This is a genomic window from uncultured Olsenella sp. (assembly GCF_959602185.1).
In the GTDB taxonomy this organism is placed as follows: Bacteria; Actinomycetota; Coriobacteriia; order Coriobacteriales; family Atopobiaceae; genus Olsenella_I; species Olsenella_I phocaeensis.
The window spans coordinates 189,608-211,215 of the sequence record NZ_CAUGRZ010000001.1 but is presented as its reverse complement, the minus strand read 5'-3'; the positions used below and the strand labels follow the sequence as shown (position 1 = coordinate 211,215).

The following is a 21,608-nucleotide window of genomic DNA, read 5'->3' as shown; positions in this document are numbered from 1 at the left end:
GAGGCGGGACGTCCCTCTCGCCCGACGACGCCCCTTTCCTAGCCCAGGGCCACGTCCAGGGTCATCATGACGGTGAAGCCGAGGGCGAACATGAGCACACCCACGTTGGAGTGCTCCCCCTCGCTCATCTCGGGGATGAGCTCCTCCACCACGACGTACATCATGGCTCCCGCGGCGAAGCTCAGGAGGTAGGGGAGGAGGGGCACGACCTGGCGCGCGGCCATGATGGTGAGGACGGCGCCGATGGGCTCGACCACGCCCGAGAGGAATCCTCCCAGGAAGGCGCGGCCCTTGCTGGCGCCCTCGGCGCGCAGCGGCAGCGAGATGATGGCGCCCTCGGGGAAGTTCTGGATGGCGATGCCCAGCGAGAGCGCGAGCGCGCCGGCGAGCGTTATGCCGGAGTTGCCGGTGAGCCAGCCCGCGTACACGACGCCGACGGCCATGCCCTCGGGGATGTTGTGGATGGTGACGGCGAGCACCATGAGGGTGGTGCGCTGCAGGCGGGTCCTGATGCCCTCCGGCTCGTCGTCCTTCGCTCCAAGGTGCAGGTGGGGGAGGATGCTGTCGAGCAGCAGCAGGAAGAGGGTCCCCGCCCAGAAGCCCACGAGGGCGGGCATGAAGGCGAAGCTGCCCAGGCTGGCGGAGTCGTCGATGGCGGGGATGATGAGGCTCCAGATGGAGGCCGCCACCATGACGCCGGCGGCGAAGCCGGTGAGCGCCCTCTGCACCTCCCGTCCCATCTGCCTGCGGGCGAAGAAGACCATGGCGGCGCCCAGCGTTGTTCCGGCGAAGGGGATGGCGAGCCCCTGTGCTACCTCTGGCATGTGAGTGCTCCTGACGGATGGCGCGTGCAAGATGAGCGGGGCCCGATGGACCCCGCTACAGGCTACCCCTCTGGAGTGGGCGCTATGCCTCGAATTGCGACTAATCTACTGCTATTTTGCCTTCTTCTTCCTGCTGCCGATGCGCTCGAGCGCCGCGGTGTCGCGGCCGGTGGAATAGAGCACGAGCGCTGCCGTCATGACGAGCATGATGAGCAGCAGGTGCAGGGGGAGGCGCGGCGCCTTCTGGGGCGGGACCACCACGACGAAGGAGCAGAAGAGGCTCACAAGCAGCGAGATGGAGGCCGCGTCGCGCACGCGCTGCCCCACGGCGACGCCGCCCAGCATCGTGAGGCAGTGGATGCCCAGCACGATGGAGCTGGCGGACCCCACCGCAAACGCCCATCGGGCCGCGAGCAGCGGCGTCTGGGTGAGCGAGAGGACGGCCAGGAAGAGACCCATGGCGCCCAGTGCGATGGCGGCGATGGCGACGTACTTGATCTTGTTGAGGTTTGCGCTCATGTGACCTCCGGAGCGGTCGGGAAATACGGACTCGAGCTGCAAGTGTACTAGCCGAGGGGAAGGCTGGGGTCCGAGCCGGGGCCCCAAACGGGCGGACGGTAGCAGTAGGGGCCGCACAGCCCATTCCTGGTTTGCGCGGCCCCTCGACGCGAGCAGGCCTTTCGCGGAATCGCGCGCAGGCTTCCCTTGGTTTGCGCGCGAGCGCTAGGGGGCTAGTCCCTCTGGGTCTCTTTGTCGTAGGTCGGGAGGTCGGGGTCCATCGCGGCGGCGACGACCTCGTCGTGGTTGTTCCTCTCCTCGCCGGTCGTGGCGTCGGTGTAGCTCACGTAGGCCACGCCCTCGTCCATGAGGAGCCTCACGTCCTTGGCGTTTGCGAGGTCAACGCCCCTGACGAGGAAGTAGCTGTCGGGACCGACGCCGAGTCTGAGGTCGTAGCTGCCGGCCCCCTGGACCGATTCGTAGGCGAGGGTCTTGGTGTCGCCGTCCGCGAGGTCGACCCCGTCGAAGCTGTTCGTCGCGTCGAAGTCCTGGGCGGCGGCGTCCTTGACGGCGACGGAGCTGATGTCGAAGCCGAGGGAGTTGGTGAGAGACACGAGCGTGTCTCCCTTGCCCATGTCTGCCGTGACGGTGGCTTGGGTGTCCTTGCCCTCGTCGCCGGTAGCCGAGCCGTCTTTTCCGTCCGTCGCTTTGGAGTCCTTGGATTCCGTCTGCTGGGCGTCACTTTCGGCGGGCGTCGCAGGCTGCTGCTGGTCGCAGCCTGCGAGTGTCAGGGGGCTCAGGGCCAACAGTCCCGCCAGGGCGATGCTGGCGGCGCGGGGCGCGAGCACGTTCCTTCTCATCCGTGTCCTCCTTGGGCGTTCGGTCTGGGCTGGTCGATCAGAAGCCGGCCTGCGCGGCCTCGTAAAGGCCCTTGGCGAGGGCGCGTGCGACCTTGTCCCGGTTTGCCATGTACTGGCGCATGTCGTAGGGGTTCGTGACGAAGCAGATCTCGAGCAGGGTCGCGGGAAGGCCGTCGTTGCGACCGCTCACCACGGCCAAGTCTGCGCTCCGTGCGCCCCTATTGCGCAGGCCCGTGGAGGCGAGCTGCGCGTGCATGATGGACTGGAGCCGGGCGGAACGCGGGTTGGGCACGCTCTCGTGGCGGTAGCTCTCGTAGCCGGTGGCGCGCGCGCCCTCGCCGGCGTTGAAATGGATTGAGACCAGCGAGGTGCAGCCGCGGCTCTTGGCGTCTGCCTGGCGTCCGGAGTAGTCAACGAGTGACGGACCGGCATCCCCATTGTTGTAGACGCGTAGGCCATAGAGCTCGCGGGCGTACTTTGCGACCCTCGCGGTGAGGTCGTGGGTCAGGTCTGCCTCGTCGTATCCGTTGCCCTGTGCGCCTGGGTCCCACTTGGTCGGCCTGTTGCTCTGCCAACCGTGCCCGGCATCCAGATAGATGTAGCTCGTCTCCTTGGGGTCGATGGCGTAGCCGGCCGCCAGTGCGTACCAGCCGATGCCCTCGGCGTGCCAGCCCAGCCTGACCAGGCTGTCGTTCTCTTCCTCGCTGGTCGTGAAGTTGTGAGCGCCCGCCTTGGCGTTGGGGTTGTACTGGCGCAGCAGCGCGACGGTCTCGCCGGAGTCCGAGTACCAGCCTATGCCCTCGTCGTGCCATCCCAGCCTGACGAGGTCGTCGCGCTCTTCGGCGCTGGTGGTGTAGTGGTGGTCGCCCGCGTTGGGGTTGTAGAGGCGATAGACCGGGACGTTTGAGGTCTCTGGCGCGACCCAGCCGACGGATTCGAGCCTCCATCCCAGGGAGCGCAGGTTCGCCACCTCCTCCGCGTTGCTGGTGTAGAAGTGCTCGCCCGAGTTGGGGTTGTAGAGGCGCATCATCTCGATCGACTTGACGGATGCGGTCTTGGCGAGCTTGCGAAGCTGCAGGGGCGCCTCGTCGCGCACGACCTGCGCCTTGCTCGCCACGAGCTCGTCTACGTTCGTGGTCTTGGAGAGCTCCTCGAGTTCGGCCATGGTCGAGCCGCTGCCGTCATCAGCGCCATCGCCGGAGGCGGGCGTCTGCTCGGCGGCTTTGGTGGTGGGCTCCGCTTTGGTCGCCTCCTGCTGGTCGGTCTTCGTCCCGTCGCCTGCGGGCGCGGAGCCTACCTCGGCGTCCGTTGCCTGTGCCTCGTTCTCGTCGGCAGGGGCGGGCGACTTGGCTTCCTCGGGGAGAGGCGCCTCCTGGGCGGGAAGCGCAAGCTCCTGCGGAGCCGCAGCCTCACCCGCGTCCTCCGCATCCAGCATGGGCGCGGACGTCTCCGCCTGCTCGGCCGTGGTCTCCCCAGCTACCACGTTCTGTCCCTCCGTGGGCTCGCCCGCCCAGGCGGGCGTCACGCCCATGCCCAGCACGGCCGTGAGTGCCAGGGCGAGGAGGGCCCTTCCTCTCTTCTTGCTCAGTTCCATCTAACCATCCGTTTCGTCGTCGGCGCCGGCAGTCCTGGCGTCGAGCTGCTAAGCCTTGTAGTTGGCGAGCTCGTTCATGAGCGAGGCGATGTCCGTGCCATAGGTCTTGCCGGGAACCGCCCACCTTCCGCCCAGGTCATACACGGTGGGCGCCACGCCGCGGCTCACCAGGCCAAAGCGCGGGTCGACCTGCGCGTTGACGAGGGGTTCTGTCGAGGCATAGGCCTTGAGGTGCTGTACCTGGGCGCGAAGCCCCTCTCGCACGTTGGCGAAGTAGGCGCCCCTCACGCCGTCCCCCGTGGTGCCGATGCCGGCGTAGTTGTACTGCTCGGGAATCACGTCCCCGCCATAGCGCAACCAGCCGGTCTCGATCATGGACTGGCAGAAGACGACCTCGGCACGCACGCCCTCGGCGGCGGCCTCCTCGCAGAGAATCCTCGTGAAGTCCTCGATCGTGGCCGCCCCTCCCTTCGCTTCGATGCTCGTGGGATAGCTGCCGCCCTTGGACTTGAACCAGGACGCCATCCTCTGCGGTGACACGTCGCTCACCCCCATGATGGCCCCGTCGACGGCGGGCTTCCCCTCGGCCACGGCGTACCAAGCCACGCCCTCGGCGTTCCAGCCGGCATTGACCAGGTTGTCGTTCTCGGCGCTGCTGGTCGTGAAGTTGTGCGCGCCCGCCTTTGCGTTGGGGTTGTACTGGCGCAGGACGGCGACGGACTTGTTGTCGCTGGAGTACCAGCCCACTCCCTCGTAGTTCCAGCTCTTCTCGACCAGGACGTCCCTCTCCTCGACGCTTGTCGTGTAGTGGTGGTCGCCCGCGTTGGGGTTGTAGAGGCGATAGACCGGCGTCGAAGACTTCTGGGGCGCCACCCAGCCGGAGCCCTCGTGGCGCCATCCCAGGCTGACGAGCCCGCTGGCCTCGGAGGTGTCTGCGGTGTAGAAGTGCTCGCCTGAGTTGGGGTTGTAGAGGCGCTGCATGTCGATGGAGGCGCCGGAGTTCTGCGCGAGGGCGGGGGAGGCCGCTGCCATCCCGATTGCGAGCGCGAGACAGGCGGATGCCGCCGCAAGCGCGACGCTTGTGCCGGGGGCATGCTTCATGGCGATGTCCTTTCGATAGGCTTAGGCTGAACATTCTAGCAGCGGCATGGTCGAATGCCCTTGACCTGCGCTTTTGTGCGTAAGAGCCACACGTATTTTTCAGTTGTGTGGATATGCCGATTGTGTACGACTCCGCATGGCATGGGGCGGGGGTCGTGCATCGCATATGTCACGCACAAGCTGCTCGTGGTCTGCGCGCCAATTCCCAACGACCTGGTGTTATGCGCCTTTCCCGCGCAAGCCACATGCCATTTGCGCGAGAGGCTGCCGCAACGGGCCGTGCGGACGCGCACCAACGCGCGACCCGAACTAGCCTCCCATATCGCGGCGCGTCCGTCCTGGCAGGCCCCTAGCTGCTCTTTGAATTGCTGTTTTCACCAACATATTGTGCGTGGCACAAAATCAGCAACGAGATGTTGCATGCGCTCGCATGTCCTGGGGCCAAGATATGCTATTGTCACTGGGTCAATTAATCGCGCACGCCCCATCTGCGCCGCAACAACGGGAGCAACGATGCAGATAGTCAAGAGAAACGGCTCGACGGAGGAATACGACCCCTCCAAGGTCGGCCGCGCCATCCAAAAGGCCTTCGCCGCCACGTCGGCCCAGCTCGCCGGGGACGAGCTCGAGGCCCTCGTCACCGCGGTCGAAGCCCGCATGGCCGAGGAGGGCGCCACCACGGTCGAGCAGGTCCAGGACCTCGTCGAGGAGGCGCTCATGCGCGAGGGGCACTTCGCGCAGGCCAAGGCCTACATCCTGTACCGCTCCCGCCGCAGCGAGCTTCGCCAGCAGCGCCGGGAGATCGTGCGGCTCGTGGGTGACGAGGGCCTCTCGCCCGTGATCGCCCGCATCCAGCACGACTTCCTGGACGAGGAGTACGCCACGGCGTCGCTCCTCGGCCGCTTCCGCGGCTTTCTCACCGACGAGCTCGATGCCGACGGTCGCCTTGACGCCCTGGTGCGTGCCGCGGTGGAGCTCACCAGCAAGGACACCCCCAAGTGGAGCTACGTTGCCGCACGCATCCTCGCCTACGGACACCACCGCAGGGTCGCGGCCCTCATGGCGGGTCGCTCCGCGGGCTCCTTCTATGACAAGCTGCGCCTTCTCACCGACCTCGGGCTCTATGGCGAATACATCCTCGAGGGCTATACCAGGGCAGAGATAGACGAGGCCCAGGCGCTCGTCGACGACTCCCGTGACGACCTCTTCGACTACGCGGGCATGGACCTGGTCCTGCGCCGCTACGTCATCCGCTCCTTCGAGGGGGAGGCGCTGGAGACCCCGCAGGAGATGTTCCTGGGCATCGCCCTGCACCTGGCCCTGCGCGAGGACCCCGGCGTCCGGCTTGGGTGGGTCGCCCGCTTCTATGACATGCTGAGCCAGCTCAAGGTGACCATGGCCACGCCCACGCTCTCCAACGCGCGCAGGCCCCAGCACCAGCTCTCGAGCTGCTTCATCGACACGGTGCCGGACTCCCTCGAGGGCATCTACCGCTCGGTCGACAACTTCGCGCAGGTCTCGAAGTACGGTGGCGGCATGGGCATGTACCTGGGCAAGGTGCGCGCGGCGGGCGGCTCGATCCGCGGCTACAAGGGCGCCGCGGGCGGCGTCGTACGCTGGATCCGCGTGATCAACGACACGGCCGTGGCGGTGGACCAGCTGGGCGTGCGCTCGGGCGCCGTCGCGGTCTACCTCGATGCCTGGCACCGCGACCTGCCGGAGTTCCTGCAGCTGCGCACCAACAACGGCGACGAACGCATGAAGGCCCACGACGTCTTCCCCGCGGTCTGTTACCCCGACCTCTTCTGGAGGATGGCCAAGGAGGACATGTCGCAGGAGTGGCACCTCATGGACCCGCATGACGTCCTGACCGTCAAGGGCTATGCCATCGAGGACTACTTCGGCGACGAGTGGGAGAGGCGCTACCTCGACTGCGTGGCGGACCCCCGCATCCCCAAGCGCAGCATGCCCATCCGCGAGGTCGTGCGCCTGATCCTGCGCTCCGCGGTGGAGACGGGCACGCCCTTCGCCTTCATGCGCGACACGGTGAACCGGGCCAACCCCAACCCGCACGCGGGCATGATCTACTGCTCCAACCTCTGCTGCGAGATCGCCCAGAACACCTCCGCCATGGAGTCCGTCTCGCGCGAGGTCGTCACCTCGGACGGTGACACCATGGTGGTGAGCACCACGCGCCCGGGGGACTTCGTGGTCTGCAACCTCGCGTCCCTCTCGCTCGGCCGCATCGACGTGGAGGACGACGCCGAGCTCAGGCAGACCGTGCGCTCCGTGGTGCGCGCGCTCGACAACGTGATCGACCTCAACTTCTACGCGCTGCCCTATGCGAGGATCACCAACCACCGCTACCGCTCCATCGGCTTGGGCGTGAGCGGATACCACCACATGCTGGCCAAGCGCCACGTCAGGTGGGAGAGCGAGGAGCATCTGGAGTTCGTGGACGACGTCTTCGAGCGTATCAACCGCCACGCCATCGAGGCCTCGAGCGACCTCGCCGCGGAGAAGGGCGCCTACGAGCTCTTCGAGGGCTCCGACTGGCAGACCGGCGCCTACTTCGACAAGCGCGGCTACGTCGGAGGCGAGTGGGACGTGCTGCGCGCCCGCGTGGCCGGGCAGGGCATGCGCAACGCCTACCTCCTGGCCGTCGCCCCCACCAGCTCGACCTCGATCCTCTCGGGAACCACGGCGGGCCTCGACCCCATCATGAGGCGCTTCTTCCTCGAGGAGAAGAAGGGCATGATGCTGCCGCGCATCGCCCCCGAGCTCAGCGTGGGCACCTACTGGTACTACAAGCCCGCCCACCTCATCGACCAGAGCTGGTCGGTGCGCGCGGCGGGCGTGAGGCAGCGCCACATCGACCAGGCGCAGTCCATGAACCTCTACATCACCAACGAGTTCACCATGAGGCAGGTGCTCGCCCTCTACGTCGAGGCCTGGGAGCGCGGCGTCAAGACCGTCTACTACGTGCGCTCCAAGTCCCTCGAGGTGGAGGAGTGCGAGAGCTGCTCGTCGTAGTGGGCGCGCCCCGTCAGACTCACGGGTCGCCCGGAGCGTATATTCTTGCCGTGCCGCTTCGCTACGCCAGCATCGCTTCATCACGCCAAACAGAAAGGCAGGCCATGGCCATAGAGAAGTCCAGCGCCCTCGTGCGCAAGGTGCTCTTCAATCCCCAGGGGGACATCGAGGTCCGCGACCGCCGCATGATCGGCGGCAACACCACCAACCTCAACGACTTCAACAACATGCGCTACGGCTGGGTGAGCGACTGGTACCGCCAGGCCATGAACAACTTCTGGGTCCCGGAGGAGATCAACCTGGCCCAGGACGTGAAGGACTACCCGCGCCTCAGCGAGGCAGAGCGCAGCGCCTACGACAAGATACTGAGCTTCCTGGTGTTCCTGGACTCCCTCCAGAGCGCCAACCTCCCCAACGTGAGCGCGTACGTCACGGCAAACGAGGTCAACCTCTGCCTGGGCATCCAGACCTTCCAGGAGTGCGTGCACTCCCAGAGCTACTCCTACATGCTCGACACGATCTGCTCGCCCGAGAAGCGCAACCAAATCCTCTACCAGTGGCGCGACGACGAGCACCTTCTGAGGCGCAACACCTTCATCGGCGACAACTACAACGAGTTCGTCGAGCACCAGGACGCGCGTGCCTTCCTGCACGTGGTCATGGCCAACTACATCCTCGAGGGCGTGTACTTCTACTCGGGCTTCATGTTCTTCTACAACCTGGCTCGCAACGGCAAGATGCCCGGCAGCGCCCAGGAGATCCGCTACATCAACCGCGACGAGAACACCCATCTCTGGCTCTTCCGCAACATCATCGGCGAGCTCCAGAAGGAGGAGCCGCAGCTCTTCGACGAGCGGATGGTCGCGGAGCTGCGCGCCATGCTCGAGGAGGGCGCGCGCCAGGAGGTCGCCTGGGGCCGCTATGTCATCGGCGACCAGATTCCTGGCCTCACGGGCGACATGGTGGAAGGCTACGTGCGCTACCTGGGCAACCTCCGCTGGAACGCCCTGGGCTACGGCTACCTCTTCGAGGATGCGCGCCACGAGCCGGAGGACATGGCCTGGGTCAGGCAGTACTCCAACGCCAACATGGTGAAGACGGACTTCTTCGAGGCCCGCTCCACGGCCTACGCCAAGTCCACGGCCCTGGTCGACGACCTGTAGGGGATGTCGTTGCTCTCGCCAGAGTCACAAGGGGGGAAGAGCGGTCTTCGGGTCGAGCTGCCCCTCCTCATAAACGACCAGGAGGTTCTCGCGAGTTATGCGCGCGAGGACGTGGAGGGTCTCTTCCTGCCCTTCCTGCGCGAGCTGACCTCGCTTCGCGACGAGGCGCGGGCAGGCGGCAAGCGGGTCGTGGCCTTCCTGGCAGCGCCTCCCGGCGCGGGCAAGTCCACGCTCGCGAGCTTCCTCCAAGGGCTTTCGTGCGGGCGAGAGGGGCTGGCTCCCCTGCAGGCGCTGGGAATGGACGGCTTCCACCGGCCCAACGTCTGGCTCGACGCCCACCACCTGGGGGACGACCCTGCCGCCCCGTCCCTGAGGAGCGTAAAGGGCGCGCCCCAGACCTTCGACGTCGAGGCGCTGGAGGCGACGCTGCGTCGCCTCAGGGCGGGGGAGCGCCTGCGCTGGCCTAGCTACAGCCGGGCGACCCACGACGTCTGTGCGGAGGGGCCCTGGGTCGAGAGCGAGGTCGTGCTCGTGGAGGGCAACTACCTGCTGCTGGACGAGCCTGGCTGGAGGGGGCTGCGCGAGCTCTGCGACGTCTCCGTCATGCTGCGGGAGGACTCTGAGGTCCTGCACCGGCGGCTCGTCGCGCGCAAGGTGGCCGGTGGCTCCACGCCCAAGGAGGCGGAGGCGCACTACCAGAGGAGCGACCGCAGGAACGTCGAGCTCGTGCTGGGCCACAGCCTCCCCGCCGACCACACCTGGCATCTGGGCTGACCCCTCGCTCGACCCCGGCGCCGCTCTTCTCGACGCGCTCCCCAGCTCCACTCCATCCCTCAGCTCCATGCCGCCCACCGTCATCCCGTCCAACCCCGCCCCCCAGCTCCCGCCCCCAGCTCCTACTCCCGTATCCAGCTCCGTTCTCTATGCCTTTCTCTGAAATTGCCCTAACAAAAGGCCAGTTGACGCCTCGACGAAGTCAGAGAGTTGCATAGAGAACGGGGGAGAGGCGCGTCAGAGTCAGGAAGTTGCATAGAGAACGGGGAGAAGGGCGGCAATTCTCCCTTGAAACAACTAGTTAGGTATAAATTGCCGCGTTCGGGGGAGAAGGACACCAGTCGACAAGAGAAGGACACCAGTCGACAAGAGAAGGACACCAGCCAACGGAATCCGGCCAGTCCGAAGGGAGCGTGACCATCCATGCCAAGCGCCGACGACTACCTCTTCGCTGCCCTGAGCAGGGCCCGCAACCGCATCTTCCGCGAGAGCGCGGCGGAGGTCCGTCCCTCCGGCCTCACACTCACCCAGTTCGAGGTACTCGAGGCGCTGGACGCGCACGGTCCCCTCTCCATGGGCGGGATCCAGGCGGCCATCTTCGGCACCCAGGGCAACGTGCCCCTCGTGGCACGCAACCTCGAGCGCGACGGACTGGTGAGCCTGGGCCGTTCCGACACGGACGCACGCGTGCACATGGTGAGCCTCACCGAGGCGGGCCGCACCCTCGTGCGCGCGACCTACCCACGGGTGATGGGGGCCATCGGCAGGCGGTTCTCTGCATTGGACGAAGGCGAGAAGCGCCAGCTCTGGCTGCTTCTGAGCAAGGTGGCCCGTGACGACGGTCGCGGGCAGAGGGAGGAATCATGACAGCACGAAACGAGGCCACGCCCAACGGTGCGGCGGAGGCCACGCCCAACGCGGCCACGACCGAGCCCGCTGCGTACACCGGACGCGGAAGGATGCCCGCCATCTTCGTGGGCCACGGCGACCCCATGATCGCCCTGCGTCACGACGAGCTCACGGAGGGCATGTCACAGCTGGGCCGGAGGGTGGTCGAGGAGTTTGGCACGCCCAGGGCCATCCTCATGGCGTCCGCGCACTGGTACACGCATGGAAGCTGGGTCCAAAGCGCCGAGAGGCCCCGCCAGATCTATGACATGTACGGCTTCCCTGACGAGCTCTATGCCCTCAAGTACGAGCCCTCGGGCCATCGCGCGCTCACCGACGCCGTCCTTGCCACCAAGGGCATCGAGGTCGCGGCGAGCGACAACTGGGGCATCGACCACGGGACCTGGGCGCCCCTCGTCCACATGTTCCCGGGGGCAAAGATCCCCGTCGTCCAGATTTCCGTCAACGGCGACGAGGACGCCCGCTACGCCTACCGGCTGGGCCAGGGGCTTGCCCACCTCCGCGACGAAGGCTACCTCGTCATGGGCTCCGGCAACGTGGTCCACAACCTCTACGAGGCCGACTGGCACAACCCCGGCGGCACGCCCCAGGCCCAGCGCTTCGAGGCCCGCGTCACCGCGGCCGTCGAGGGGCGCGACGACGATGCGGTCCTCTCGTACGCAAGCCTCCCCGACGCGGACTACGCCGTTCCCACGCCGGACCACTTCCTCCCGCTGCCCTTCGTAATGGGTGCCGCAGAGGGCGAGAGCCCCCTGGTGTTCAACCACAAGATCAACCTGGGGTCCATGGCCATGACGGGCTACGCCTTCGGCATGGGTGGGCAGGGGTAGCCCTCGGACGGACACGACTGGCCGGCTGCTCGCTCGCGGCCGACCGCCGCGCCCCCTGTCGGAGCATCTCCGGTCGGGGGCGTGTCCTGTGCTAGGCTCGACTGGATGCAGGGGCCAGGCCGTGAGTCCGGGGGAGGAAGCGTGATCGAGGCATATCGCACCGAGAATCGCGTGACCTCCCGCGTGGAAGACATGGGGGACGGCGCGTGGGTCCGCCTCTGCGCGCCCACGCTCGACGAGGTCGACCTCGTCGCTAGGACCTTCGACCTCGAGCGCGACGACGTCCTCGCTGCCATCGACCCCGAGGAGAAGGCGCGCGTCGAGTACGAGTACGAGGACGACTCCCTGCTCATCCTCGTCGACGTCCCCTCGGCGGGGGAGACCCACGGCGAGCGCGCCCGCAACACCGTGCCCCTCTGCATCATCCTCACCAAGTCCAACGTGATCACCATCTGCTCCGAGCGCTTCGCGCTCCTGGACGACTTCTCGTCCGGCAAGGTGAGGGGCTTCTCCACCTGGAGGCACAGTCGCTTCGTCTGCACCATCCTCCTGCGCCTGGGCGTCTTCTACCAGCAGGTCCTGGCAGACATCGACCGTCGCCGCCTCGCGCTCGAGGGCCGCATGGACCGCTCCATCAGCGAGGCCGACCTCTTCTCCCTCCATGGGCTCGAGTTCTCGCTGGTGTACCTCTCCACCTCCCTGCAGGGAAACGCCAACGCCCTGGGAAGGCTCAGGCGCTGTCCGCGGCTCCTGCGCCACGAGGGCCTGGACGAACTCCTCGAGGACGCCATCGTGGAGCACCAGCAGGCACTCGAGATGGCCCAGATCTACCGCAACGTGATCGACGGCACGCGCGACCTCATGTCGTCCGTCATGGACCTGCGCCTCAACGACGTGATGCGACGCCTCACGGTGATAACGGTCGTCCTCTCCATCCCCACCATCGTCTCGGGCTTCTATGGCATGAACGTGAGCGACGAGTGGATGCCGCTCGCCAACGTGACGCATGGCTTCACCATAATCTGCGTCGTCACAGCCCTCGTCTGCGTGCTCATCATGTGGCTGCTCAAGAAGAGGCGCGTCTTCTAGGCGCGTTGCAGGTCCGTCACGTCGAAGGTCCCTCTCCATGGGTTTCGCCGGCTCCGCCGCCCTCGACGCGACCGATCCTCTCTCATGCTTACCCAAAGGTGCCTACTTCCCGCCACGACGCGCAGGCAGGAGAATCGTACCCAGGGGAGGACCTTGGAACGGGGGAGAGATGCAGGCCACGGAGCTGCTTCAGATGCTGAGGGACATGCGGGACGTCTGCTTCGCGACGGTGGACGAGAGGGGACTTCCACAGGTTCGCGTCATAGACGTGATGCTCGTGGAGGACGGCAGGCTCTACTTCTGCACCGCGCGCGGCAAGGACTTCCATGCTCAGCTGCTGCGCTTCCCGCAGGTGGCGATAGCCGGCCTCAACGGACAGTGGCAGTCCGTACGCCTCAGCGGCGAGGCGAAGCGCCTTCCCGATGCCCTCCAGAGGCAGACGATAGACCGCATCTTCGAGCAGAACCCCTCCATGGAGGGCGTGTATCCTGGCGAGAGTCGCTACGTCCTCGAGGCATTCTTCCTCGACTCCGGCTAGCTGGAGCTCTTCGACTTGGGTCGCGAGCCCGTCTTCAGGCAGAGCTTGGCCCTGGGCGGCGGCGCCGTGCGTGAGAGGGGCTTCCAAATCACGGACGCCTGCATGGGCTGTGGCAGCTGCCAAAGGTCGTGTCCCCAGAAGTGCATCGAGGCGGGGGAGCCCTTCCTCATCCGCCAGGAGGCCTGCCTGCGTTGCGGCCGCTGCTTCGAGCTCTGCCCCGTCTCGGCCATCGAACGCAGATAGGAGCACCATGATCGCGTCCATGTGGAGCCTGCTCGCGGAGCGTCGCGACTTCTTCGCCCAACTGGCACTCGAGCACCTCGCGATATCCGGCGTTGCCATCGCGGTGGCGCTCGTCCTGGGCGGCCTCTTCGGTGGCCTCATGGCGGAGCACCAGCGCATGGCGAAGCCCTCGCTCGCCCTGGTCAACTTCCTCTACACCATCCCCTCCATCTCCCTCTTGGGCTTCCTCATCCCCTTCTCGGGAGTGGGCAACGTCACGGCGGTCATCACCCTCACCATGTATGCGCTGCTCCCCATGGTGCGGGCGACCTACACCGGTCTCAGCAACATAGACCCCACGCTCATCGAGGCGGCCCGCGGTATGGGCTCGACCGACGGGCAGATCATGCGGCGCGTCAAGCTGCCCCTCGCCCTGCCCTACGTGATGAGTGGCATACGCAGCATGGCGACCATGACCATCGCCCTGGCGGGCATCGCCTCGTTCATCGGAGCGGGTGGGCTCGGCGTGGCCATCTACCGGGGCATCACCACCAACAACGCCGCCATGACGATGGACGGCAGCCTGCTTACGGCCCTGCTCGCCCTGCTCGTCGACATGGTGCTGGGCTTCGTGGAGCGCAGGGTGGGCATGCGCGGCACCAAGGGGAGGGCGACCAACAGGAGGATGGCTGCCACCTTTGCCGCCGTCGTGGTCGTCGGAGCGCTCGTGGGCGTCGTGCGCGCGTTGGCTCCCGCCACGAGCCCCGCCATTCGCGTCGCCACGAAGCCCATGACCGAGCAGTACGTCATGGGGTACATGCTCAAGGACCTCATCGAGCATGACAGCGGCCTCACCGTCGAGCTCACCGAAGGCGTGGGCGGCGGCACCTCCAATATCGAGCCCGCCATGGAGTCCGGTGAGTTTGACATCTACCCCGAGTACACGGGCACCGCCTGGAACGCCGTGCTCAAGAAGGAGGGAGCCTACTCCGAGGGGCTCTTCGACCAGCTGCGGCAGGAATACGCGGACAGGCTCGGCTTCGAGTGGCTGGGCATGTACGGCTTCAACGACACCTATGGCCTGGTGGTGCGCAGGGAGGTCGCCGAGCGCTATGGCATCAGCAGCTACTCCGACCTCGCGCACGTTGCCGGCCAGCTGAGGCTGGGGGCAGAGTACGACTTCTTCGAGCGCGAGGACGGCTACCGGGCGCTGTGCGACGCCTATGGCATGAGCTTCGGTAAGACCATGGACCTGGACATAGGCCTCAAGTACCAGGCGCTCGCCGAGGGCCAGATAGACGCCATGGTCGTGTTCACCACGGACGGCCAGCTGAGCACGTCCGACGCCGTGGTCCTCGTGGACGACAGGCGCTTCTTCTCCTCCTACCTCTGCGGAAACGTGGTGCGCAGCCAGGTGCTGGAGGAGCACCCCGAGCTTCGCCAGATCCTCTCGAAGCTCGACGACACCATCACGGACGAGGACATGTCGGCCATGAACCACGCGGTCGAGGGCGAGGACAGGGAGCCCGAGGACGTCGCCCGCGAGTTCCTCGAGAGGAAGGGCCTGCTGCAATGAGCGAGCTTGTCGAAGAGAGGGACGTCGCCATACGCTTCGAGCACGTCAGCAAGGAGTACGAGGGAAAGGTCGTGGTCGACGACGTCTCCCTGGACATAGGCCGTGGGGAGTTCGTCTGTCTCATCGGATCGTCGGGCGGCGGCAAGACCACCCTCCTCAAGATGGTCAACGGCCTGGTCGAGCCGAGCTCTGGCAACGTCATCGTGGACGGTCGCAACGTGCGCGGACAGGACCTCGTTCTTCTCAGGCGCAACATTGGCTACGCCATCCAGGGCAGCGTGCTCTTTCCCCACATGAACGTGGAAGAGAACATCTCCTACGTCCCCCGCCTGTGGAACGGGGATGACCGCGAGCGGACGAGGGGGGCTGTCCGCAAGTGGATGGCCATCGTAGGCCTCGACGAGGGGCTGCTGGACCGCTACCCCGACGAGCTCTCGGGTGGGCAGCAGCAGCGCGTGGGCATAGCGCGCGCCCTTGCGGCCTCGCCGGACATCCTGCTCATGGACGAGCCCTTCGGGGCGGTGGATGCCATCACGCGCTCCCAGCTTCAACGCGAGCTGAGGCGCATCTTCGACGAGACGGGCATCACCGTCGTCTTCGTGACGCATGACATAGGCGAGGCCCTGCGCCTCGCGACGCGGATAGCGGTGGTAGACGGAGGCGTGCTGCAGCAATATGACGAGCCCGACGAGCTCGTGACGCATCCCGCCACCGACTTCGTTCGCCAGCTGGTCGCGAGCAGATAGGGGGACCCATGAGGGTGCCAGACACGATGAGGGCGATCGTCATTCGCAAGCCGGGAGGACCGGAGAGGCTGGTGGAGGAGGAGCTTCCGGTTCCGGAGCCGCGTCCAGGCTGGTCACTCGTGCACGTCATGGCCCGTGGCCTCAACCACTCCGAGGTCTTCACGCGCAAGGGCTCTCGCCCTCGGTGCGCTTCCCTCGCGTGCTGGGCATCGAGTGCGTGGGCGAGGTCGCCATCAGCACGGACGAGGTCCGCCTGCCCGTGGGCCAACGCGTCGTCTCCCTCATGGGCGAGATGGGACGCGCCTTTGACGGCAGCTACGCCGAGTATGCGCTCATCCCCAACGACCAGGCCTATCCCGTGGAGTCGTCGCTTCCCTGGGAACTGCTTGCCGCGATACCCGAAACCTACTACACCGCCTTCGGGTCGCTTGGAAACCTGCGCTTGGAGGATGGGCAGGCCGTGCTCGTCAGGGGCGCGACGAGTGGGGTGGGCATCGCGTTCGCGCGTCTCGCGCGGGCGGCGCTTCCGCATCTGCGGCTCCTGGGGAGCACGAGGACGACGACGAGGATGGCAGCTCTGCTCGAGGAGGGCTTCGATGAGGCCGTGCTCGACGAGGGTGGGCGCCTGCGCCTGGAGGGTCGCCCGCTCGACCGCGTGCTCGAGCTCATAGGTCCCGCGACGCTCCAGGACAGCTGCCTGCACCTGCGCAGGGGTGGCATCGTCTGCAGCACGGGCCAGCTCGGCGGCGTGTGGTACATGGACGGCTTCGACCCCATCGTCGACCTTCCGCCCAACGGCTACCTCACGAGCTTCTATTCGGGCAACGTGGACCAGGGCCGCCTGGATGAGCTTCTCTCCTTCGTGGAGGCCCACAAGCTGGACGTTGCACCTGTGCGCGTATTCACGCTCTCCCACATGGCCGAGGCCCACTCTTTCCTCGAGGGCGAGAGGGGCTTTGGGAAGGTCGTCGTGGTGAACGACTAGGAACGGAAGGCGTCCGGGACTCGCACGCCAGCAGAAGGGGCATACTGTTTCGACGTCAGGTCAAAAATCGTCGGAAGTGTGTCGCATGGGCTTTCTGCTGCTGTTCCTGCTCGCGCTCGTCGTGAGCTCCATCGGGTTCCGCAAGTTCGTCTGGTTCATCTCGCTGGGTTACGGCTTCTCCATCGCCGCCCTGGGCGTGGCGCTGCTCGTGAGCTTTGGCCCCGCGGCCAACCCCGTCTCGCTCTTCATGTGCCTGCTCCTCGTGGCCTATGGCCTCAGGCTGGGCGTCTACCTGCTGCTGCGGGAGCGTCGCAGTGCCGCCTACAACAAGGTCATGGCGACGCAGGTCAACGACGGGTCCGGCCTGTCAAGGCCCGTTCAGGCGCTCGTCTGGGCGACGGTGGCCCTCATGTACGCCTGCCAGGTCTCTCCCGTGCTCTTCCGCCTGCAGGCGCGCGCGGGCTTCGACGCCCTGACCGTCGTGGGCGCGGCAGTCATGCTCGCGGGCATCGTGCTGGAGTCCGCCGCGGACCTCCAGAAGAGCGCCCAGAAGCGCCTGGACCCCCACCGCTTCTGCGACAAGGGCCTCTTCTCCTTCGTGCGCTGCCCCAACTACCTGGGAGAGCTTCTCTGCTGGACAGGCGTCTTCGTGTCGGGCGTGACGGCCCTCCATGGCCCCTGGCAGTGGCTTGCGGCAATCGCGGGCTACCTCGCCATCGCCTACGTGATGTTCGGCGGCGCCTGCCGGCTCGAGATCCGCCAGAACAAGAACTACGGCGACGACCCAGAGTACCAGGCCTACGTGAGGCGCGTGCCCATCATCCTGCCCTTCGTCCCGCTCTACAGCGTCGAGCGCTACGAGTGGCTCAAGGGCTAGCCTGGCCTCCGTGCAAACTGCGCTACGTGCAAAATACGCCACGTGCAAACGACCAGCCCTGGGGCTCCGTCATGTAACGATGCCCAGGGCTGGTCGTTCAATCCGTCCGCGCGGTTCCGGGCTCAGACGTCCGGTCGCGGGCGGCTCACTTGCGCACGAACGAGATGCGCTGCCGGATGTGGTCGCCCGACTCGATCTCGTCCACGAGGCCCAGGGCGAAGTCGGCATAGCTGATGGTGGACTCGCCGCGCCCGTTGAGCGTCAGCTCCTCCCCGCCCAGGATGTAGGAGCCGGTGCGCTCGCCGTCGGCCTGGAAGTCGCCCGCGGGCGAGATGAAGGTCCATCTCACGTCGTCGCGCCCGCGGATCTCGTCCAGGGTCTTGACCTGGGCCAGGGCCGTGGGCTTGAAGGCGTCGGGGAAGTCCGGCGTCTGATAGAGCTGCACCTTGTGCTCGTGGTCCACGTAGAGGGAGCCCGCGCCTCCCACGACGACCAGGCGCACGTCGGTGCCGCTCAGGAGGTCGAGCAGGTGCTTGAGGGTGGTCGAGTGCAGGGGCAGGGTCTCGGGCGTGTGGGCGCCGAAGGCGTCCACGACCGCGTCGAAGCCCGCGAGGTCCTCGGCCGTGAGGTCGAAGATGTCGCGCTTGACGTAGGTCTGCGCGTCTCCGCTGTTGTGGTCCCTGCGGCCGAAGGCGGTGACGTCCCAACCGCGACCCACGGCCTCGGTGATGACCTTGCGCGCCACGCGGCCGTCCGCCGCCACGACTGCGATGTTCTTCTTCATGGTCCATATCTCCCGTCTGGCGTGATGCCTGTTTTCCTTCTTGCGTGCCCTATGCCAGGATGTCTGCAATTAATCGGTAAGTAGGAACCTTTACGTATCATAGGTTACAATAAGTAACTAATAGTCTTTACGTGCACAGACAAGAAGGGAGAATCTTTCATGATTGCAACAATGCAGGAGCCCTACGTGGAACATCGCAACGACGTCCGTCCGCGTCTGGAGGACCTTCCTGCCTGTCCCGTCGAGACTACGGCCCAGCTCATAGGCAGCAAGTGGCGCCTGCTCATCCTGCGCGACCTTCTGGGGGGCTCCCGTCGCTTCGGGGAGCTGCGGCGTTCCGTGGGAGATATCTCCCAGAAGGTGCTCACCACCAACCTGCGCGACATGGAGGAGCACGGGCTCGTGGTGCGCCGCGTGTACCCTGAGGTCCCGCCGCGCGTCGAGTACGGCCTCACGGAACTGGGGCGGAGCCTGGGGCCCGTCATCGATGCCATGCGAGGCTGGGGCGAGGCATACCGAGGGCGCGCGTCCGGGGACTAGCCGCCCGCGCCCCGCGCGCCCGGGCTGAATGCGAAAAATATGCCCCTGTCAGCGTATCATTTGGCGCGAAACGGGCAGACTCCCAGCGTGCGGAAAGACCAGGGAGCCAAGTCATATGGGAGCTGAGGCACATGGACATAGAGGCAGGTAGGACCTTCTCGCTTGCGAAGGAGCTCGTGGCCCCTCCGGGATGCACGGTCTCCTCCAAGCTCGCACGGCCCGACGGTGCGCCCCTGGGCTTCGCCCTCGCGGCGGGCACGGACATCAGCGCGGAAAGCTATGCGACGCCCAAGCTGGTGCTCGTGCAGGGCGGCTCGCTCGAGCTCTATGCCAGTGGGGGAGAGGCGACCACCCTCGGGGCCGGCGAGCTCGCCGTCACCCCCGTCGACGTGCCCGTAGGCGTGCGGACGGGGGTCGGGTGCGGGTACGTAGAGGTGAACGTAGGAAGGGAAGCGCGGATGAACGAGGTGCTCAAGGCGGGGGAGGTCCTCAGGCTGGCCGACCTCCTGCCCTACCAGGACGGGTCGATCGTGAACATGGACCTCGCGCACAACGCGGGGATGAAGCTCGCCCTCATGAGCTTCGACGCGGGCCAGGGGCTCAGCGAGCATTCCGCTCCGGGAGAGGCCATCGTCTTTGCCTTGGACGGCGAGGCGACCATCGGCTACGAGGGAGAGGAGCACCTCATCCACGCCGGAGAGAACTTCAAGTTCGACGCGGGCGGACGCCACTACGTGCGCGCGGACAAGCGCTTCAAGATGGCTCTGCTCCTGACGCTGGGAGAGTAGGGGAGGTTCCGGCATCGTACGTGTGCGGCCCGGTCGAGCGAGCTTGCTCTCGCCTGACCGGGCCGCATTGCATAGGTGGACCTTTGCCATGGACGAATCTTGCGTTCGTGGACGCATGTGGGGCATTCCTACGACGATTCTGTCCACGACTGCAAGATCGGGTGCGTCGAAATGCCTGGTTAGGCTAGATGGGCCGCTAGGGGCCCGGACGTGCTGTCGCGCCGCCTAGCCCTCATGCCTCCAGACGACCTCGAAGCCGTCTTTTGACTCCCTTGCCACGAGCTCGAGCTCGTCCTCCTTGGCTCCCGCCGGGAGCAGCTCCTCGGCGGTGCCCGGAACGTAGCTCGCGCAGGTGCCGCAGCTGCTGCTGAGCGAGCGCGGCACGGGCATGAGCTCCACCTCCCAGCCCGCCTTCTGGCAGAGGCCGCGGAAGCGCATGGCCGCGAAGTGCGAGACGAAGGTGGCGACGAGGCGCCTCTGCGCCATCATCTAGCGCCTGATGGAGATGCGCCAGCCGTCCTCGGCGTCGGCGACCTCGACGGCGCAGCCCTGGCTGCGGGCGAAGCGAGAGACGTTCTCGCGCGGGGCGGGGCTGTCCACCAGCACCTCGAGCTCCGCCTCGTCGCGCAGGGCGTTGCGGGTGAGAACGACGGGCTCGGGGCAGGAAAGCCCGCGTGCGTCAATGGTCTTCATTGGTTCTCCTATCTTTGTCGGGGCCCGGCCGGGAGCGTCCCCGACCAGGCCCGCCGATTCTTGCGAGGGCCCGGGATGTCGGAGTGCTACTCGCTGCGCGAGAGGCTGTTGGCGTAGGCGATGCCCAGGACCACGACGATGCCCAGGACCGTGGCGACCATGCCGTTGAAGGTGGGGCCGGAGCCGCTGGAGGCGAGGCCGAAGTTGTGGCAGAAGGCGGCGCCGGCGACGAGGCCCAGGATGGTGATGGTGCTGTCGGAGTTGCCCTCGCCCGAGAGGACCGTCTGGCGCAGGGGGCAGCCGCCCAGGAGCACGCAGGAGAGGCCCAGCAGGAAGGTGCCCAGGGCGTTCCACAGCGCGTCGGTGTGGGCGATGGGCTGCTCGGCGAAGCCCAGCTTGAAGAAGGTGCCGGGGGTCGCCGCGGTGAGGACGAGGTTGGTCGCGAGCGCCGCCGCGAAGATGGCCACGAAGCCCAGGATGAGCTTGTTGTCGCGGAAGAGGATCAGGTCGCGGACGCCGCCCACCATGCAGAGTCGGGTGCGCTGGGCGATGGCGCCGACGACCAGGCCGGCGACGAGGCTGATGCCCAGGGCGGCGTGCAGGGCGCCGGGACCCTTGCCCGCCTCGGTGAAGTGGACGAACTCGGGAGCGGCGATGGCCAGCGCCAGCAGGACGAGGGCGATGACGGGCATGACGGAACCCTCGACGACGCCCATCTTGTGGGAGCGGGCCAGGCTGTAGCCGCGGTTGAGGAAGACGACGCCGCAGGCGATGCCCAGGACGAAGCCCACGATGCCCCAGACGGCGTTGAGGTCGCCGCCCGCGAGGCGCAGGATCATGCGGAAGGGGCAGCCGAGGAACATGAGGGCGCCGACCATGGCGAAGAACCCCAGCACGAAGCGGGTGACGGGGGCGCTTCCGCCCTTGGGGGCGAACTCCTTGTTCGCGACGGCCATGACCGTGCTGCCCAGGATGAGGCCGATGATCTCGGGGCGGATGTACTGGACCGCCGCGGCGGAGTCGAGGCCCAGCGCACCTGCGGTGTCGCGCATGAAGCAGGCGATGCAGAAGCCCATGTTGCCGGGGTTGCCGAAGTACACGAGGAGAGACGCGATGACGCCTATCACCGCACCTCCCGCAACGATCGCCGCCTTCTCCCTCTTTGCGTCCACGCCTGTCTCCTT

Annotated in this window: 23 protein-coding genes; 14 read left to right on the top strand and 9 right to left on the bottom strand. The window is 66.6% G+C overall.

Annotated elements, in window-relative coordinates; genetic code table 11:
- Positions 1-38 precede the first annotated feature (38 nt).
- From Q5923_RS01005 to Q5923_RS00985, 5 genes are all read right to left on the bottom strand, one after another.
- The gene (locus Q5923_RS01005) at positions 39-824 is read right to left on the bottom strand and encodes a ZIP family metal transporter (RefSeq protein WP_009279205.1); all 786 of its coding nucleotides are present in this window, start codon (positions 822-824) and stop codon (positions 39-41) included.
- Between the two features lie 111 nt (positions 825-935).
- Positions 936-1,343 carry a hypothetical protein gene (locus Q5923_RS01000; protein WP_062531149.1) on the bottom strand — a complete coding sequence of 136 codons (408 nt, stop codon included), beginning with the start codon at positions 1,341-1,343 and terminating at the stop codon, positions 936-938.
- Between the two features lie 212 nt (positions 1,344-1,555).
- Positions 1,556-2,182 (bottom strand): hypothetical protein, encoded by a 627-nt coding sequence (locus Q5923_RS00995; protein ID WP_303131542.1) that lies wholly within the window; start codon positions 2,180-2,182, stop codon positions 1,556-1,558.
- A gap of 37 nt (positions 2,183-2,219) precedes the next feature.
- On the bottom strand, positions 2,220-3,776 hold the full coding sequence (locus tag Q5923_RS00990; protein ID WP_303131540.1) for an N-acetylmuramoyl-L-alanine amidase: 1,557 nt from the start codon (positions 3,774-3,776) through the stop codon (positions 2,220-2,222).
- 48 nt (positions 3,777-3,824) lie between these two features.
- Positions 3,825-4,877, bottom strand: coding sequence for a glucosaminidase domain-containing protein (locus tag Q5923_RS00985; RefSeq protein ID WP_303131538.1), 1,053 nt, complete (start codon positions 4,875-4,877; stop codon positions 3,825-3,827).
- A gap of 513 nt (positions 4,878-5,390) precedes the next feature.
- On the opposite strand from Q5923_RS00985, the gene Q5923_RS00980 reads away from it, so the two are divergent.
- From Q5923_RS00980 to Q5923_RS00925, 12 genes are all read left to right on the top strand, one after another.
- Positions 5,391-7,910: a ribonucleoside-diphosphate reductase subunit alpha gene (locus Q5923_RS00980; protein WP_303131536.1), complete on the top strand. Its 2,520-nt coding sequence runs from the start codon at positions 5,391-5,393 to the stop codon at positions 7,908-7,910.
- A gap of 104 nt (positions 7,911-8,014) precedes the next feature.
- Positions 8,015-9,073: a ribonucleotide-diphosphate reductase subunit beta gene (locus Q5923_RS00975; RefSeq protein WP_303131534.1), complete on the top strand. Its 1,059-nt coding sequence runs from the start codon at positions 8,015-8,017 to the stop codon at positions 9,071-9,073.
- Between the two features lie 9 nt (positions 9,074-9,082).
- Positions 9,083-9,847 (top strand): nucleoside/nucleotide kinase family protein, encoded by a 765-nt coding sequence (locus Q5923_RS00970; RefSeq protein ID WP_303131532.1) that lies wholly within the window; start codon positions 9,083-9,085, stop codon positions 9,845-9,847.
- A 423-nt stretch (positions 9,848-10,270) separates the two neighbouring features.
- The gene (locus tag Q5923_RS00965; protein WP_009279213.1) at positions 10,271-10,714 is read left to right on the top strand and encodes a MarR family winged helix-turn-helix transcriptional regulator; all 444 of its coding nucleotides are present in this window, start codon (positions 10,271-10,273) and stop codon (positions 10,712-10,714) included.
- Positions 10,711-11,586, top strand: coding sequence for a dioxygenase (locus Q5923_RS00960; protein WP_303131527.1), 876 nt, complete (start codon positions 10,711-10,713; stop codon positions 11,584-11,586). The genes Q5923_RS00965 and Q5923_RS00960 overlap by 4 nt, the downstream gene beginning before the upstream one ends.
- Positions 11,587-11,727: 141 nt before the next feature.
- Positions 11,728-12,675, top strand: coding sequence for a magnesium transporter CorA family protein (locus Q5923_RS00955; RefSeq protein ID WP_303131525.1), 948 nt, complete (start codon positions 11,728-11,730; stop codon positions 12,673-12,675).
- Positions 12,676-12,844: 169 nt separating this feature from the next.
- Positions 12,845-13,213 (top strand): pyridoxamine 5'-phosphate oxidase family protein, encoded by a 369-nt coding sequence (locus tag Q5923_RS00950; RefSeq protein ID WP_303131523.1) that lies wholly within the window; start codon positions 12,845-12,847, stop codon positions 13,211-13,213.
- 15 nt (positions 13,214-13,228) lie between these two features.
- On the top strand, positions 13,229-13,456 hold the full coding sequence (locus Q5923_RS00945; protein ID WP_303131521.1) for a 4Fe-4S binding protein: 228 nt from the start codon (positions 13,229-13,231) through the stop codon (positions 13,454-13,456).
- A 7-nt stretch (positions 13,457-13,463) separates the two neighbouring features.
- Positions 13,464-15,011: a glycine betaine ABC transporter substrate-binding protein gene (locus Q5923_RS00940; RefSeq protein WP_303131519.1), complete on the top strand. Its 1,548-nt coding sequence runs from the start codon at positions 13,464-13,466 to the stop codon at positions 15,009-15,011.
- Positions 15,008-15,757: an ABC transporter ATP-binding protein gene (locus Q5923_RS00935; protein WP_303131518.1), complete on the top strand. Its 750-nt coding sequence runs from the start codon at positions 15,008-15,010 to the stop codon at positions 15,755-15,757. Before Q5923_RS00940 ends, Q5923_RS00935 begins: the two co-directional genes overlap by 4 nt.
- 184 nt (positions 15,758-15,941) lie before the next feature.
- On the top strand, positions 15,942-16,742 hold the full coding sequence (locus Q5923_RS00930) for a zinc-binding dehydrogenase (protein WP_303131516.1): 801 nt from the start codon (positions 15,942-15,944) through the stop codon (positions 16,740-16,742).
- 85 nt (positions 16,743-16,827) lie between these two features.
- Entirely contained in the window at positions 16,828-17,619 is a 792-nt protein-coding gene (locus Q5923_RS00925) for a DUF1295 domain-containing protein (protein ID WP_303131514.1), read from the top strand.
- 145 nt (positions 17,620-17,764) lie between these two features.
- Here Q5923_RS00925 and Q5923_RS00920 read toward each other — a convergent pair whose 3' ends face one another.
- Positions 17,765-18,403, bottom strand: coding sequence for an NAD(P)-dependent oxidoreductase (locus Q5923_RS00920; RefSeq protein WP_303131512.1), 639 nt, complete (start codon positions 18,401-18,403; stop codon positions 17,765-17,767).
- 159 nt (positions 18,404-18,562) lie between these two features.
- Between Q5923_RS00920 and Q5923_RS00915 the strand changes: the two genes are divergently transcribed.
- Both Q5923_RS00915 and Q5923_RS00910 read left to right on the top strand, forming a co-directional pair.
- Positions 18,563-18,943, top strand: coding sequence for a helix-turn-helix domain-containing protein (locus tag Q5923_RS00915; protein WP_303131510.1), 381 nt, complete (start codon positions 18,563-18,565; stop codon positions 18,941-18,943).
- A 131-nt stretch (positions 18,944-19,074) separates the two neighbouring features.
- Entirely contained in the window at positions 19,075-19,731 is a 657-nt protein-coding gene (locus Q5923_RS00910) for a cupin domain-containing protein (RefSeq protein WP_303131508.1), read from the top strand.
- A 225-nt stretch (positions 19,732-19,956) separates the two neighbouring features.
- Here the strand turns inward: Q5923_RS00910 and Q5923_RS00905 are convergent, their stop codons facing one another.
- The 3 genes from Q5923_RS00905 to yedE all read right to left on the bottom strand — a co-directional run bounded on the left by Q5923_RS00905 (position 19,957) and on the right by yedE (position 21,596).
- The gene (locus Q5923_RS00905; protein ID WP_303131506.1) at positions 19,957-20,217 is read right to left on the bottom strand and encodes a DUF3343 domain-containing protein; all 261 of its coding nucleotides are present in this window, start codon (positions 20,215-20,217) and stop codon (positions 19,957-19,959) included.
- A gap of 3 nt (positions 20,218-20,220) precedes the next feature.
- Positions 20,221-20,424 carry a sulfurtransferase TusA family protein gene (locus tag Q5923_RS00900; protein ID WP_303131505.1) on the bottom strand — a complete coding sequence of 68 codons (204 nt, stop codon included), beginning with the start codon at positions 20,422-20,424 and terminating at the stop codon, positions 20,221-20,223.
- A gap of 86 nt (positions 20,425-20,510) precedes the next feature.
- Positions 20,511-21,596, bottom strand: coding sequence for a YedE family putative selenium transporter (gene yedE, locus Q5923_RS00895; RefSeq protein ID WP_303131504.1), 1,086 nt, complete (start codon positions 21,594-21,596; stop codon positions 20,511-20,513).
- Between the last annotated feature and the right edge of the window lie 12 nt (positions 21,597-21,608).

Bases quoted from the DNA above. Each gene is read 5' to 3' on its own strand.
- Q5923_RS01005 (WP_009279205.1), bottom strand. From the start codon at position 824: ATGCCAGAGGTAGCACAGGGGCTCGCCATCCCCTTCGCCGGAACAACG.
- Q5923_RS01000 (WP_062531149.1), bottom strand. From the start codon at position 1,343: ATGAGCGCAAACCTCAACAAGATCAAGTACGTCGCCATCGCCGCCATC.
- Q5923_RS00995 (WP_303131542.1), bottom strand. From the start codon at position 2,182: ATGAGAAGGAACGTGCTCGCGCCCCGCGCCGCCAGCATCGCCCTGGCG.
- Q5923_RS00990 (WP_303131540.1), bottom strand. From the start codon at position 3,776: ATGGAACTGAGCAAGAAGAGAGGAAGGGCCCTCCTCGCCCTGGCACTC.
- Q5923_RS00985 (WP_303131538.1), bottom strand. From the start codon at position 4,877: ATGAAGCATGCCCCCGGCACAAGCGTCGCGCTTGCGGCGGCATCCGCC.
- Q5923_RS00980 (WP_303131536.1), top strand. From the start codon at position 5,391: ATGCAGATAGTCAAGAGAAACGGCTCGACGGAGGAATACGACCCCTCC.
- Q5923_RS00975 (WP_303131534.1), top strand. From the start codon at position 8,015: ATGGCCATAGAGAAGTCCAGCGCCCTCGTGCGCAAGGTGCTCTTCAAT.
- Q5923_RS00965 (WP_009279213.1), top strand. From the start codon at position 10,271: ATGCCAAGCGCCGACGACTACCTCTTCGCTGCCCTGAGCAGGGCCCGC.
- Q5923_RS00960 (WP_303131527.1), top strand. From the start codon at position 10,711: ATGACAGCACGAAACGAGGCCACGCCCAACGGTGCGGCGGAGGCCACG.
- Q5923_RS00950 (WP_303131523.1), top strand. From the start codon at position 12,845: ATGCAGGCCACGGAGCTGCTTCAGATGCTGAGGGACATGCGGGACGTC.
- Q5923_RS00940 (WP_303131519.1), top strand. From the start codon at position 13,464: ATGATCGCGTCCATGTGGAGCCTGCTCGCGGAGCGTCGCGACTTCTTC.
- Q5923_RS00935 (WP_303131518.1), top strand. From the start codon at position 15,008: ATGAGCGAGCTTGTCGAAGAGAGGGACGTCGCCATACGCTTCGAGCAC.
- Q5923_RS00925 (WP_303131514.1), top strand. From the start codon at position 16,828: ATGGGCTTTCTGCTGCTGTTCCTGCTCGCGCTCGTCGTGAGCTCCATC.
- Q5923_RS00920 (WP_303131512.1), bottom strand. From the start codon at position 18,403: ATGAAGAAGAACATCGCAGTCGTGGCGGCGGACGGCCGCGTGGCGCGC.
- Q5923_RS00915 (WP_303131510.1), top strand. From the start codon at position 18,563: ATGATTGCAACAATGCAGGAGCCCTACGTGGAACATCGCAACGACGTC.
- Q5923_RS00910 (WP_303131508.1), top strand. From the start codon at position 19,075: ATGGACATAGAGGCAGGTAGGACCTTCTCGCTTGCGAAGGAGCTCGTG.
- Q5923_RS00905 (WP_303131506.1), bottom strand. From the start codon at position 20,217: ATGGCGCAGAGGCGCCTCGTCGCCACCTTCGTCTCGCACTTCGCGGCC.
- Q5923_RS00900 (WP_303131505.1), bottom strand. From the start codon at position 20,424: ATGAAGACCATTGACGCACGCGGGCTTTCCTGCCCCGAGCCCGTCGTT.